Genomic DNA, 14,802 nt, shown 5'->3' with positions numbered 1-14,802 from the left:
ATTCGGTCCAGAAATAGAAAACAAGAATATTATCAAATCCTATCGGATGTATCACGAAATAACCCATAATTCCGTTTAACTTAATTTGTAATACAAGATCGATAAATAAAGTAACGAACCATATATAACGTCCTAAAAGATGTCGCTTCGTTTTTATACAAAGTATCTATCACAAAACGACAATCTAAATTCAGACTTTTTAATGATTTTAGGGAAAAAGAAAAATAAAAGAAATGAGCTTTCACTCGCTTTAAAAAAAGCAAAAGTTATCCATCGATAAGATTTACATCCAAATCATATAACGATGTATGATATGTTTTTAGTTTCAAATCCAACGAATCATTCGGAACCTCTTGCACGGCATCCGATAAAAGATTGCTTGAATAAGCGGAGTACATTCTTTCCGTGAGAATTCTTCTAAAACTACGAGCGCCTTTCTCTCCATGAAACAAACCCAACATATGCCTAAGTGCATGATGCGGTTTTCCATTCTTTTCTTTCAAAACAACCTCTTCGATATAATCTCTCATTCGAAGCAAAATCTCTCTCCTACTTAAGGAAGGAGAATTATCACGGAAAAACAAGGAATCCACTTTCGAAAAAAGATAGGGATTTTCGTATGCGGCCCTTCCGATCATCACTCCGTCATTCGTCTTGAGTCTATCCTGCATTTCGGCAAGAGTTCGAATTCCTCCGTTGATCTCGATTAAAAGATCTGGAAATTCTTCCTTTAAGGACTCAACGTACGCATAATGTAAAGGGGGAATTTGACGATTCTGGGCCGGAGAAAGTCCGCCTAAGATCGCAATTCTTGCATGAACGATAAATCGCCTAACACCTGCTTGGCGGACACATTCTATAAACCGACACAGGTCTTCCAAAGTTTCTTTACCAGGAATTCCAATCCTACATTTTACAGTCACAGGAATAGAAACGGAAGCGTCCATTGCGTAGACTAGTTCGGCGACCTTCTCGGGGGTTTCCATCAAACAAGCGCCAAAGTTTCCCTCTCTTACCCGATCGCTCGGACAACCCACATTCAGATTGATCTCGGAATATCCGTAGTCTTCAGCGATTTTCGAAGATTCCGAAAGGGCTTTTGGGTCGTCTCCTCCCAACTGAATCGCAAGCGGTAATTCCTCCAGACTGTACGATAAAAATCGACGACGATCCCCATGGAGAACAGCACCGGTATGGATCATCTCCGTGTATAGAAATGTATGTTTGGAAATGAGTCTTAAAAAATATCGAAAATGTCGATCGGTCCAATCCATCATCGGAGCAAGCGAAACCGGATACCGCTTCGGAATTTTAGCACCTTTCTCTGACATAAGAGGATTCTATTGCCAGAATTCCCCTCCAAATCCCTTCGGTCAAGAATCCTCTTTTTCAATTACGACTTGGAACTCAGAATGAATCATAAAAAAATGTCAGGAAAAGATGAGTCTTTCAGACGATCAGAAATCGGAAATATTGATATCGAAAAGAATTGTCGTTTTATCGATATGGATCTGTTGTACAGTCCATTTCTCTTGTAGAACCCTCGAATCTTTTTTTGAAACCGTGATTCTTACCGGAGGAGTGGATTCCACCGAATTAAATTTTTTTACGAAATACACTCCGTTGGAAAATCTCATTCGAACGAATGCTGGCTTTAAAACGCCGAAAAATAATGATCTCTCGGTCAATCATGATCCCCCAAAATCAGTACCTTTTTATACGGTCGATTCCATTCCTAGAAGACTACCCGGTTTTCCTTTTACGGGCTATTTCAAATTTTTGAACTACGTCGCCTATGGCTTTACGATCACATCTCCCAGAAGCTTTCGAGGAAATCTTCTCAACTTTCCGGATGACGGAAGAATTTATTCAAATCTGATAGAACAAGCCTTATATGGATTATATCCTCTTTCCGACCCTTTTGCTAGAAAAGCGGAATACTTATACATGGATTACCAATTCTATGGAACTCTTTATCTAGGATTTTTGGAATTTCAAAATTGGAATTTGGGAATCGGAATCAACCTCGGTTATAGTATCTACGATTTTGATATTTTGGAAAGGGGTTTCAGAGTTTCCACCACAAGAAACCAAACAAGAGCAATCGCAGGATTTAAAGTATTATACGAATATAATATTGGTCGATTTTTTGAAGATACCATTTTCTATAATTTGTATCTGTATATGGAATTATCAAGTATCGGAAATAGGGAATATAGCGACAGAGATGTATTCAGCATTGGGAACTTTGGCAAAACCCCGCTTACCCAGACAATACCCACTTCCAACGGGGAAGGCTACCACGATCTTTACCTAACAATGAACACTTTCCGAATTGGAATTCGAAAAGAAATCCAATTATCCAGACTGACATCGGATGATTTACTACGTAAAGAAAGCGGTCCCGGTGTAGAATCCGCTCCTCCAAAACCAACGGAACCTGTGCCTCCGAAAATCTAATGTTATCCTGGAAAAACAATCTCACTCCCGTATCGGATCGATTCGATGATATTTACTTTTCCCCCGAAAACGGCTTAGAAGAAGCCAAACACGTTTTTATCGGAGGAAACGATCTTCCCAATCGTTGGAGAAATTCAAATATTCAAAATTCATTTTGTATTTTGGAACTAGGCTTCGGAACCGGGCTTAATTTTTTTACGACTTGGAAAGAGTATTTAGAACACAAAAACCGGTTTCGACTTCATTTTATATCGGTTGAAAAATTTCCTCTCCGTCGGGAAGAAATCTCAAAAGCGATTTCTGTGTTTTCCGAATTGGAGGAAATCAAAGAGGAATTTTTATCCTCTTATCAAGATCTTATTCCAGGAATGAACTACTTCCAATTTTTAGAAGGAAAAATTCACCTAACTCTTTTCTTAGGGGATGTTGCAGACGCGTTATACGAAATTTCAGGAAAAGTAGATGCTATTTTTTTGGACGGTTTTGCCCCTTCTAAAAATCCAGAGATGTGGAAAGAACCAACTCTCAGAAACTTAAAAAACGTTTCCAAATCCGGAACCACGTTTTCTACTTTTACCGTTGCAAGAACAGTCCGAGATTCCTTATCCGCTGTCGGCTTCACGTTGGAAAAACGGCCCGGTTTCGGAAGGAAAAGGGAAATGTTGACCGGAAAATATTCGAATCACCCTTCCGAAACGAAAGAATCGATTCCCAAAGAAAAACCCTGGTGCAAACGTTCCGATCCTGAATCACAAATTAAAACTGCGGCGATCATCGGAGCCGGGATCGCAGGTTCGGCGCTTGCTTATTCCTTGTCAAAAAGAGGAATTCAAGTTTTCCTTATCGACCCGTCCGGAATCGCAAACGAAACCTCTGGAATTCCGAGAGCAATTTCTCATCCGCATCTCACGAAAATTCCAGGACCAATCAGTTTATTTACGTTACGCGCATTTCGATATGCGCTTTCTTTTCTTTCCTCATTTGCCGACAAAGACCAATTCGGAAAAGTCGGATTGTTTCACGGAGTAACAGAGGAAATGAGTTCCGAAAGATTCCGAAAAAGTATAGAGAATCATAAACTTACCGAAGAAATCGCTTCCTGGAAACCAAACGACTTCGATTTTCACAAAGACAACCTATTCAACAAAGAACTAGGAGTCTTTTTCCAAAGCGGTTTTTGGACCCAACCCGGCTCCATCTCAAGAAAATGCGCCGACCAATCTGGAATCGAATTGATACGGGACACGGCAAATTCCTTCGAACGAACTGGAACTTCCTGGAAACTCGGTTTAAAAAAATCAGATCAGGAAATATTTGCAAATTCCATTATATTCTGTAATTCTTATTTGATTGGAAAATTAGTATCATCTCTGTTTGAAGGAGAAGATATATTTCCGATAAACAAAGTCCGGGGACAACTTATATCCTTAAAAGAAACAGAAAGTTCCTCTCGTATTCCAAACATTCTTTGTGCAGAACACTATTTGACGCCTTCCGTTCAAGGAGAACATATTCTAGGATCCACGTTCGACGAATTCGACTTGAACCTGGAGCCCCGAAAAGAAGATACGGACTTGCTTTTGCAACACGTTCAAACCAAATACCCTACTCTAGGATTCGATTCGAACTGCGTTCTTTCCGAAAAAACGGGATTCCGCGCTCAAACTCCGGATCGGTTCCCAATCATTGGTCCAATCTTTGATCCGAAAGTATTTCGGGAAACTTACAAAGAAATTGATTTACCTCGAAATCGAAACAAAAAGTTTCCAAACCTCAAAACGATCCCGGGCTTATACGTTTTCGGAGGTTTAGGTTCGAGGGGGGTTTTGAGTTCTTTTTTAGGTGCGGAGATTCTTGCCTCTTTAATACTAGGAGAACCCGCTCCTGTCGAATTTTCTATCTTGGAATCGTTGCATCCGGCTCGATTCCTCTATCGAAGAATTCGTAAGTAGAATGAGTTCAATATAAAAAACGTGAAAGGGATTGTATTTCAAATGTTTGAATCGATTACTCTCTCCTTTTACACTCTAAAAAATTCAACACGGAGCTTCCTATGGATCCCATTACAAAGCGTATCTTAGACCTTTCGGCAGAAGCAAACTACACGCAAGAAAGATTTTTCGGCTGGAACTAAATGAATTCGGAACAAAACAATCGTATTCTAAATTTAGAATCCTCTCTTAAGGAAATCTGGGGAATGTCCCGATTTCGAATTGGTCAAAAAGAATCGATCGAATCCGTTCTGGGTGGAAAAGATACGTTAGTTATTCTTCCCACCGGAGGAGGGAAATCGCTTATCTATCAGCTTCCCGCCGTTTTAGACCAATCTTCTTTGACCCTTGTGATTTCTCCTTTAATCGCACTGATGAAAGATCAAGTAGATTCTCTTAAAGCAAAGGGAATCGCCGCGGAATATTGCAATTCAACTCAAGACGATTTGGAACAGCTTAGAATCCTAAGTAGAGCAAGCACGGGTAAAATTCGAATTTTATATCTATCACCGGAAAAAGCTCTGAGCAGACAAGTATTTGAAATTCTTCCGAAACTTCCCCTGTGTAGGATTGCCGTAGACGAAGCACATTGCGTATCCCAATGGGGACACGATTTTAGACCGGAATATCGAAAACTCTACGAACTCAGGGATAAATATCAACACCAAATACCAATCGTAGCGTTAACCGCCACTGCAACTCCCAGAGTCATCCAAGACATATCCAACTCTCTCGGACTCAAAAACCATACTTTGATCAAAGGAAGTTTTTACAGGGAAAATCTGAACTTCTCCGTACGATTCCCTCAAAATGAAACTTCTAAAGAAAATGAACTTTTAAAACTTTTAATCCGAGGAAATTTTCAAAAAACCGAAAGCGGGAAAGCAATTATTTACTGCGCAACCCGACAAAAGGTAGAATCAATCTACAATTTCCTAAAGAAAAACGGATTTAAAGTCGGTAAATATCACGCGGGCAGAAGCGATTCGAGCCGGGAAAAAACTCAAAACGGGTATAATATTGGAAAAACGAACGTACTTGTAGCAACTAACGCGTTCGGTATGGGTTTGGATAACCCGGACGTTCGTTTGATCGTTCATTATCAAATCCCTGCGTCTTTGGAAAGTTATTACCAAGAAGCGGGAAGAGCCGGAAGGGATGAAAAGTCCTCAAACTGTATCCTTTTTTATCATCCTTCCGATCTGGTAACTCAGAATTTCATTATCGGAAAAGAAAATAATCGAAAAGGGGGAGAAACGTTACTCTCCTTTGTAAAAGAATATGCGATCTCCAATCGATGCAGACAACAAATTCTTTGTTCTTACTTCGGCGAAGAAATAGAACCTTGCAAAACCTGCGACATCTGTTCGGAAAAAGAATCTTCAAATACTTCATTCGCTAGAGATCAATTCCTCGAAAGAGAAAAAGTCAAAAAACAAAAACAAGAAGAAAGGGAAAAGTATGATTTTTCCAAAGATGAATTGGGAATGATAGAACAAGTTTTAGAACAGATTCCCGGTAAATTCGGTAAAAGGATGATCGCGGGTGTTCTACGAGGTTCCAGATCAAACGAAATCTTGAGAAAAAAATTAGATCGTCTAGTCGGGTACGGTTCTTTGCACTCAATTCCGGAGGAAGCGATTTTAAAAACTTTGGATGAATGGATTGCGAAAAAAAAAGTAAAAATCGTAGGAAACAAATACCCGAAACTTATCCTTTCATCAACCGTAATCGTTAAAACTCCAAGAAAGAAAAAAGAATCGGATACTGGTGCAGAAAAGAATTCCCCGAAAAACGTTGTTCAAGAATTGAAAAACTTTCGTGATAGAGAAGCCAGAAAAAGGAAATGGAAAAAATTTATGGTACTTCAAAATCCAGTGATCGTTCAAATCGCAAAGGTAATGCCGACTACTCCGGAAGAGTTATCTCTCGTCAAAGGGATGGGTTCCGCTAAAGTTGAAAAATTCGGGAATGATATTTTGAAAATCCTAGAAAAATGGAAATGAGCTTCGTTTTTGCGAAAATCCCGAGATTTAGAATTTTTATTAAAACCTAAAACGAGATCATAATTGCCAAGTGCCATCAAAAAGATGCAATATAGTACCCACAGATTACGTCTCTTTGGTCGTTTGTACAATTTTTTCCTGTCGTTTAAAATATGAGGTTATCTCAAAAACTCCTAATAACGATCATGATACATGCGAGTATCAGAATTCCATAAAAGTTTTGATCGTTTCGTTCGTATCGAGTTGCAAATCTTCTGAAGTTCTGTAGCCAAGAAAAAGTTCGTTCAATTTTCCATCTTCCACGATATTTCCGCAACTTACGTCCATCCTGTGTCTTTTTCTTTTTTCGATTTGATTTGTGTGGAGCGATCAAATTTACTTTATATTTCTTTTTAAGATATTCATCTAAAGGATCAGAATCGTAAGCACGATCTCCGACTAAATCTTTGATTTTGCCTTTGACTTTTTTGCGGATGATTGCACCTTCCGCGAGCTTACTTTCATGCGGCGAAGCACTTTCAATCCCGGCGGAGATAGGAATACCATTTTTGTCGACGATAACCATGACTTTTGTACCCTTTCCCCGTTTAGTTTTGCCAATACGTAGGCCCCTTTTTTTCCAGGAACAAAAGTCCCGTCAATGAAACACGTGCTTAAATCCATCTTGCCTCTTATTTCTAAGTCATGAAGAAGCGCTTCTAAAATTTTATCCAGGGTTCCATTTTTGCGCCATTCTTGAAATCTTCGATGGCATGTTTGATATGCGGGATATCTATCAGGTAGGTCTATCCACGGAGCACCAGTGCGAAGAATCCATAATATACCGTCCAAAATTGATCTTGAATTTACACGCGGACGACCTTTACCGTCATCTCTTGCTTCGGGTTCTACAAGTAAATCGCAAAGCAAATCCCATTGTTCGTTCGTTAAGTCACCTAATCGGCTCATAACGATCAATTATATTATTTATAGTTTAAGTACAAGAAATTTTAAGTCTGACTACACGGATGACGGTTTTTGAGATAACCTCATAGAAGTTTTCCACATTTTCAAGTTTTTGGAAAGATTTCTAAATTCGTTTTTTTAAAAATTTTCACCCGGACCAATTCAAAAAAGACTTAGAGCCGTCCCAAAACCTCGGAATAATATCAACGAGAACGTAACAGTTATAAAATATGCTCGAAAGCTCGTAAACTATCAAAGGACGTAATTTGTGGGAACTTCTATATTTTATTACGAACTTACTGAATCAATTATAACTGATTTCTTTTAAGGTTTTTAAGACGGACTCTTAATAAACGAATTCTAAAATCAAATTTCAGCGCAAAATCGCCGTTTTAGGACCAATCAATGATAGAGGTTCCCTTAAACAAAACCATCTTGTCGGAACTAAAACTATAAAAAAATTTTACAAAACCTGTCTCACTTACATTAAACCCTTTCTATATTTCTTTCGTGATTTCATTGGAGGTTCAATACGATGAAACAAGATAAAAATAAATCTCAGAGAGGAATGTTGCAAATTGCAGTTTTTGCAATGGCGGCGTTATTCTCAATTACGAGTTGTAAGAAAGATAAAGACGATGATAAAAATCTGTTGTTGGCTTTAAGTTTAATGAAGTTAAACGAAAATAAAGCCGAATTTAAACTTTCCAACGCAAGCTCTTCAGCTTCCACTCGAATAGGAGACTCCCAAACATATCGATCTCTCTTTTCTTCCGGAAAAGTCAGTGATCTTGCGGGTAATGATCCGCAAAATTATGGAGACGGTGCAGCTGACGGTTTTACGGATCATTTTATCACTCCAGCCGGAGCAGGAATCGAGATTTGCAAAATAGTTGCCTACAAATCCGTTGCCAATGGTGGGCCCGCAGTTGGAAGTGAAACATTAGAAAACGTGAATTGGGTTTTGCGTTACGGTGGAGGAGAATATGGTCCTTGCTCGGGTATATGGCCTGTGGGTCTCAAAGGAGAAGATAGCGGATTTATAGATCTTCATAGTCCGATTCCAAATGAAATAATAAAAGATTTCGATCGAATTGGAATTGTTGCTTACTCTTTCACTTACTATTTATCGCCGGAACAAGCGCCCGACCCTGCCTATCGATATACAAGTTTGTTTTTGAACAACTTGATACGCAATAACATCCCTGCAGGAAATACGCGTAGAGGGGACGTAGGAACAAAAATATTTTCCAATGAATGTCCTAAATCCTATCTTTCCACGCACGATTATATCTACTTCAAGGTGGAGGATATAATTTTCAATCCAAACTGCAAAATCCGCGAAGCCCTAATCGACTCAGGCAACGGACTCTTTTTAGGATCAGATCTCGATTCTGCAGAAATATACCAAAACCCAGCTCCACATTCCGGTTCCGGATTTTCCACGGATATTAAGTTGAAATATGAACTACCTCCCGCAGCAGCGAGATTGGCACCGAAAGATCCTTATATCTTAGTCGTACCATTCAATTCTTCCAAAACGGGCGGAGGGAAACTATTATTCGAAGTCTCTGTCAATAATGTTCTATTCTGGGATTCTAACGACGGTAATAACGTTTTCTCTCCTCAATCGAATACGGCGGACAGGCCAAACGCGATCAGTGGCGAGGATAATTTGACGAATACCGCAAGAAAAAACATGATCTTTCATTTGCCAACTATCGTGAGTTCTCTAAAATGAAAAGGTTATATAGTTTATAGACGATCAGGAAAAACCGAGAAAGAATCCAATCGGGTTCTTTCTCGAATTAATCCGAAGTTAAGGAGGGTAGCCATTAATTTACATTCTATCGAATTTGGAGAAGCGGATTATTACGGAATTATAGTTTGATCCTTTGTGTTTTGAAAATTTTCTATTCGGAGAATCGTTTTTAATTTCAATAGTCGAAATCGAACTGAAGTTTTCTTAAGAGAAAAATCCATCCAGTTTGAATTCTTATACGTAGAATATAAATTATGAAATTAAATCAAGATCACGATTTTTCTTTATTTTATCAAAACTACAAGGACTCGATTTACAAGATAATCCGGTTTCTTTCCTCCGATCCCGAAGAAGTGGAAGATATCGCTCAGGAAGTTTTTTTGAATCTCTATAAAGCATTTCCGAATTTTTCACCGGAAAAAGGAAGTTTTTACGCATGGGCGGCTACGATCGCAAAAAATACTTACTATACCTATCGAAAAAAGAGAAAGAAGGATTTGTTAATAGAAAGAGAGGGCGCTTTTGTAGAATCGTTTCCAGTGAAAGACGATTTTATTCAGATAATAGAAACGCGAATCGTGGAGGATGAATTGAGAGAAGTTATTTCTTCTTTACCAGAACCAGAAAAAAGTATCATCTTATTGAAAGAGATCAACAATTATACTTTAGAAAAAACATCACAAGCGTTGAACATATCTTCGAGAACCGTAAGTAGGAAACTATTAAAAGCATTGGATCTACTTAGAGTAGAATTAGAAAGAAAAAAAGTGGTATTGTAATTATGGAAAACAAAGATCTACAAGAGGAATTCGAAGAACTGATGTCCTTGTTTCTTTTTGGGGAAACCGGATCAGAAGAAAACAAAAGATTAAACGAAATCATAACTCTTCATCCAGAACTTGAAAAGAGATATGACAACTATGTGAAAATGCAAACGGGTTTAAAACAACACAAACTCGTTCTTGAGCAGATTCTTTCAGAATCATCAAAACCCTCTCCTAAAGTACGTTTATTTCAAGGAAACCTGAAAAATCAATTTCTGGCTATAGCTGCAGTTATTTCCTTAATTGTCTCCTTGCCCGTAATCTTTAAGATGGAAATGTTCCATAAAACAGAGATGATCCCTATGGAAGTTACCGGGGCTTGCAATCCGAAAATTTTACGCCACGATTGGATTCGCCTTGATCAAAATTCTTTTTGCGAAGTGAAAATTCAAGGAGAGCAAGGTCTTGTTCATTTTAGAATCTTTCCGAATTCGGAAGTGCGCATCTTAAAACTAACCGAAACGAATCAAGAGGCGGCAACGTTAGGCTACGGCTTATCCATTTTTGTACAAAAAGGAAATCTTTTGTTAAACGAAACGTTAACGAATACGACGTCTCAAACTAAGATTTATCTCAACGGAACCGCTATCCAATTAAACGGAACCAAAGTATGGATCGAAAGTGCGGAAAATCGTTATAAAATCAGCGTGTGGAACGGCTCCGTACAAATCCGATCCGGGATCAAATACTTACTTCCGTTCTTACTAGATCCCCAAAAAGAAGAATCGATAGAACACTCTTTCGATGGACAAGCAGATTCAAACTCTTGGCAAAAGACAGAATTAAAAAAAGTATGGATGGAGACCTCTTCGGAAGACATCTCCAATTCTTCTTTTGAAATAAAACCTCTAAATCTATCGGGAGGTCTGGAAGAAAGTTTACTTAAAACTTTGAAAGAAAATCGGTTCGATATAAAAAACGCACAAGAAAAATTGAATATTCTAAAAGAAATCCGACAACAAATCGTAAAAAACGTCTCACAAAAAAAGAAAACCTCTCTGGACGAGTCGAACATTGAAGATTTAGAAAATTTTTCAAATCATCTCGGGAATTCCGAGCCCATAAAATTTCCGGAAATAGAAAAAAAACAGGAACCAATTGGAAGAAAAACTTCGACCGCTACAAATACCGAAAGTAAAATCAACCAAGAAAAGCCCATAGAGCCTATACGTTTAGGAAATAAAACGATTCAACTCAAAGATGGAACGATACTCAAGGGAAACGTAATACAGTACGGAAACCAATATATTTTGGAAGAAAACGGAAAAAAAAGAACCATCGAATCTGCAAATATAGAATCAATTTCATTTTGAAGACTCTAAATTCAAATCACTATTCCAAAAGCATTCTAAGTTTCTTTCTCCCGAAAGTTCTTTGTATATGCCTCATATTAAATCCGATTTGGATTTTTGGAAATACTTTGATTCTAAAAGATGGAAGAAAAATAGAAAACGTCAAAACTTCTCTGCGGGAAAATCACGTTTTAGTCGAAGACGAAACAGGCAAAGTCGAAAAAATCGATTTAACTCTAGTTGAAAAAATTCTCATTTCGGAAATCGAAAAACCGGAAGTCGAAGATAAAAAAAAAGAATATAAAAATTTAAAAAAATTCTATCTTTCTTGGAATCTATCAAGCTGGGATTCCAAAGTAACGGAAAAGACAAACTTTGATCGTGGATACAATATCACGGACCTTATTGCGGGCGTAATTTATATAGATCCCTATTTAGAGAAAAAATATACCACAAGCATTCAGACAATTTCTTTTAACGGTGAATATCGCCACAGCTCGAACCTTGGTTTTTCACTCGGACTCGAACGAAACTCTTATTTTTTTCCAAATCGTAAAATTTCTCCCCTTGTTGGAATTCTTACGAACTCTAATTTGAACTCTATCCCGGAATACCAAACTTTAGCCGGTATTTCCGTGAATTTGTTTCTGTTTGAAGGAAATTTTCATTTTGATAAACAAGGAAAAGATAAAGTTAATATAGAAACTCTTTCCCTATTGCCGGGAGTGAAATATTATTTTCCTCTTTCCGAGTCTATTCTTTGGTTTACTCAAGTAGGCTTAGGAATCGGAAAAAGTTTTGAAAGTGGAATACATTCCAAATTACAAACGACTCTTTTTGTGGGAACCGGCATTCAATGGGAATTAGAATCCTACTTTTTTAATATAGCCCTACAATATCGAAGAACAAATTTGACTGGAGCAATGCACTCTTATCATTTTAACGAACCGATTTTTATGATCGGCGGCGGATTAAAGTTGTAAAATAAAACCTAAGAGCCTCTTCGTACTACTAATTCCCCTACCGTCAGTTTTAGCGCAAATCCCTACTTAAAGTCAGAATCAGAGCCTTATTATATCCGTAAAGTCCTAGATCGATATAAGAATTCTATGTATACGAAAAGAGGCAGGAGATCCCTGCCGCCTTTCACTTGATTTTTAAAGTTCAACGATAAATTAGATCCGAACTCCAATCTTTTTCGGGAGAGGAATCCAACTTGAGATAAAAAATTTCCCTTAGACCGATCCAGCTTCTCCAAAGATAAAGATATTTATCCCAGTTCCCACCTTCCCAAACTGTGAGAAAATATTGTCTCCTTGAAACAGTATCATAATCTTTGAATGCAATTCGACTCCCATCCCGTAAACATCCTCCGTCTAAGTTTAAGATTTGGATTCGGTTCGACCCGTCATTGAACTTGGGATAGTATGCGTAGTTACCTCCACCTCCACCGAGCCCCCAATTCCAAAAGTAGTTTAAAGACTGAGAAGGTTCTATTCGGACAAACCCACTTGTCATACAGGAAGGATTCGAATCGGGATTAGAAATTTGTACTAAATTGAATTTTGTGAAATCAGTTTCTGCCGTAGCATCCACTTTCAACCATGCGTTTGATTCTTCAGAACCGGCTTGAATTCTCCTTCCGGTAGCTGCAGAGACAAAAGAAACTCGGTCATATTTCCTTTTACGTCCCGATTTCGTAGGCGTGGATGAATCCGCATAGACAAAACCATAAACGGGATAGTGATCAGAAAATTCATCACTCGTATATCCATCTATGGTCCACGTTTTTGCAGAGATCGGATCGTAAGCTAAATTTTGCCAAACGGGAGGTTGAAAGTGTGATTTCGAAACGAGTACATAATCCAAATATACCGGCTCTTCTTCCTTGTAATAAAAAGCGGTGATTTCGTTGGTTTTCGTATCCCACGTAAAAGGAACACCCACATATTTAGGTTCGTTTGCGTTTAATACAGAAAGCATATCATAATATTCTACGCTATCTTTGACTACGTTCAAATCTCCTGCGATCAGAACCATTTCGTTTTGCGGGATTTTTTTCAAATCGATAAAATTTTTGATCTCTTTGAATTGATTGATTCTTGAGACTTTTCCCAAGTTCGCGCACCCAGAGTCTTGCGCCTGTACATGAGTTCCAATAATATGAAACTTCCTTCCCTTTTTATTAATTCTCACATAAGCAAAACCTTTATTAGAAAAAATGTCCGCACCACATCCTTTATCTTTGAAGATGTGTTGTATTTTTTCTTCGATAGGCCATTTGCTTACGACGACGACCCCTCCGTTAATGAACGCATCAATTCTATAATTACCCGAAGTAACATCCCAACCTTCTCGGGTTCTTCCAATCACATCGGTCTGATATGGATATTCCGAACGAACTCCGTCCAAGAGAACCTTTCTTGCATTTGTATCAAAAGCTTCATCGAACACAATGACATCTTGGTTCCGAATATAACTCGAACTTACGATCCGTTCCGCTCTTGTACTTTGTCCCCAACTTCCCCAACCTGGAAGCGCTTTTGGCAACAAGAAAACGTTGTGGCTTAGAATTTTAATTTCCACATTTTCAAGAATAGAATTCTCAGGAATAGAATTTTCAGGAATAGAATTCTCAGGAATAGAATTCTCAGAAATAGAATCTTCAAGAATAGAATTCTCAGGAATAGAATTCTCAGGAATAGAATTTTCAGAAATAGAATTCTCAGGAATAGAATTCGCAGGAATAGAATTTTCAGAAATAGAATTCTCAGGAATAGAATTCGCAGGAATAGAATTTTCAGAAATAGAATTCTCAGGAATAGAATTCGCAGAAGCGGCATCTACGGGATTAGAGCTTACAGAGCCGGAACTCGTTAAATCAGAATTTGCAGAATCAATGTTCTTATTACCTAAAATGTAAATCAGAGACACAAGTAAATCGTTATACAATGATCGCCTATCGGCCCCACAATCTATTAGAAAAAATAATAAGAGACAACAATTTATAAAAAGTCCCACTTTTGTATATTTTTTTATTCTCATACACTATCTCCATACTTTTTAAATCAATGCCCATACTATAACATAGAGCTCAATAAGAAGAATAGTATTTTATAAAAAACGATTCGGTTTCAAATAATGCTCAAGTAATTGAAATTAAAAATATCGATCCCTAAAGTAACCGCTAATGTTTTAGATATATAAAAATAAACAATTAAAAGCGAATGATGTCTTTGTTTACTTTTTAGATTATGTTTTAAGATTAAATAAAGAAATTTGATAATCACATGTCATATGGAAACGATGCCGAATTTTTTTATTATTTTTGAAAGCTTATATCTGGCGGACTATATGACATTTATAAAAAAAATTACATTAAAAATATAATATATACATTTTATTATTTCGAAAACCGTTCCATAAAAAACCAGGATTATATTTCAAATATATCAGAGCCTGTCTTAAAAACCTTAAAGAAATCAGTTATAATCATTCAGTAAGTTCGTAATAAAATATAGG

The 14,802-nt window shown here is 37.6% G+C and carries 10 protein-coding genes; 7 read left to right on the top strand and 3 right to left on the bottom strand.

Annotation, left to right across the window (positions count from 1 at the left end):
• Positions 1-266: 266 nt before the first annotated feature.
• Positions 267-1,331 carry a tRNA dihydrouridine(20/20a) synthase DusA gene (gene dusA, locus LEP1GSC190_RS01720; RefSeq protein WP_002747511.1) on the bottom strand — a complete coding sequence of 355 codons (1,065 nt, stop codon included), beginning with the start codon at positions 1,329-1,331 and terminating at the stop codon, positions 267-269.
• Positions 1,332-1,440: 109 nt separating this feature from the next.
• On the opposite strand from dusA, the gene LEP1GSC190_RS01715 reads away from it, so the two are divergent.
• From LEP1GSC190_RS01715 to LEP1GSC190_RS01705, 3 genes are all read left to right on the top strand, one after another.
• Complete coding sequence (locus tag LEP1GSC190_RS01715; RefSeq protein WP_002762503.1) at positions 1,441-2,460, top strand: LIC10647 family lipoprotein; 1,020 nt, start codon at positions 1,441-1,443, stop codon at positions 2,458-2,460.
• Positions 2,460-4,412 (top strand): bifunctional tRNA (5-methylaminomethyl-2-thiouridine)(34)-methyltransferase MnmC2/FAD-dependent 5-carboxymethylaminomethyl-2-thiouridine(34) oxidoreductase MnmC1, encoded by a 1,953-nt coding sequence (gene mnmC, locus LEP1GSC190_RS01710; RefSeq protein ID WP_002747326.1) that lies wholly within the window; start codon positions 2,460-2,462, stop codon positions 4,410-4,412. Before LEP1GSC190_RS01715 ends, mnmC begins: the two co-directional genes overlap by 1 nt.
• Positions 4,413-4,594: 182 nt before the next feature.
• On the top strand, positions 4,595-6,457 hold the full coding sequence (locus tag LEP1GSC190_RS01705) for a RecQ family ATP-dependent DNA helicase (RefSeq protein ID WP_002747565.1): 1,863 nt from the start codon (positions 4,595-4,597) through the stop codon (positions 6,455-6,457).
• 163 nt (positions 6,458-6,620) lie between these two features.
• Here the strand turns inward: LEP1GSC190_RS01705 and LEP1GSC190_RS20940 are convergent.
• Positions 6,621-7,405 (bottom strand): IS5 family transposase gene (locus LEP1GSC190_RS20940; RefSeq protein ID WP_420844245.1). Its coding sequence is split into 2 segments (ribosomal slippage): positions 6,621-7,057 and positions 7,057-7,405, totalling 786 coding nucleotides; the frame shifts between segments, so codons are not numbered across the junction.
• Between the two features lie 532 nt (positions 7,406-7,937).
• On the opposite strand from LEP1GSC190_RS20940, the gene srpA reads away from it, so the two are divergent.
• From srpA to LEP1GSC190_RS01675, 4 genes are all read left to right on the top strand, one after another.
• Positions 7,938-9,143 (top strand): sigma factor sigX-regulated lipoprotein SrpA, encoded by a 1,206-nt coding sequence (srpA, locus tag LEP1GSC190_RS01690; protein WP_002745764.1) that lies wholly within the window; start codon positions 7,938-7,940, stop codon positions 9,141-9,143.
• A gap of 275 nt (positions 9,144-9,418) precedes the next feature.
• Positions 9,419-9,943 (top strand): RNA polymerase sigma factor, encoded by a 525-nt coding sequence (locus LEP1GSC190_RS01685; RefSeq protein WP_002745769.1) that lies wholly within the window; start codon positions 9,419-9,421, stop codon positions 9,941-9,943.
• Positions 9,944-9,945: 2 nt separating this feature from the next.
• Entirely contained in the window at positions 9,946-11,301 is a 1,356-nt protein-coding gene (locus LEP1GSC190_RS01680; protein WP_002745711.1) for a hypothetical protein, read from the top strand.
• Entirely contained in the window at positions 11,298-12,263 is a 966-nt protein-coding gene (locus LEP1GSC190_RS01675) for a hypothetical protein (protein WP_002745740.1), read from the top strand. The genes LEP1GSC190_RS01680 and LEP1GSC190_RS01675 overlap by 4 nt, the downstream gene beginning before the upstream one ends.
• Positions 12,264-12,444: 181 nt before the next feature.
• On the opposite strand, the gene sph is transcribed toward LEP1GSC190_RS01675, so the two are convergent.
• A complete protein-coding gene (gene sph, locus LEP1GSC190_RS01670) occupies positions 12,445-14,325 on the bottom strand; it encodes a sphingomyelin phosphodiesterase (RefSeq protein WP_036047603.1) in 1,881 nt (626 codons plus the stop codon).
• Between the last annotated feature and the right edge of the window lie 477 nt (positions 14,326-14,802).

This window comes from Leptospira mayottensis 200901116, from assembly GCF_000306675.2.
Taxonomy (GTDB): domain Bacteria; phylum Spirochaetota; class Leptospiria; order Leptospirales; family Leptospiraceae; genus Leptospira; species Leptospira mayottensis.
Note: the sequence above shows the minus strand (reverse complement) of the source record. Positions and strands in the feature narration are given on the sequence as shown.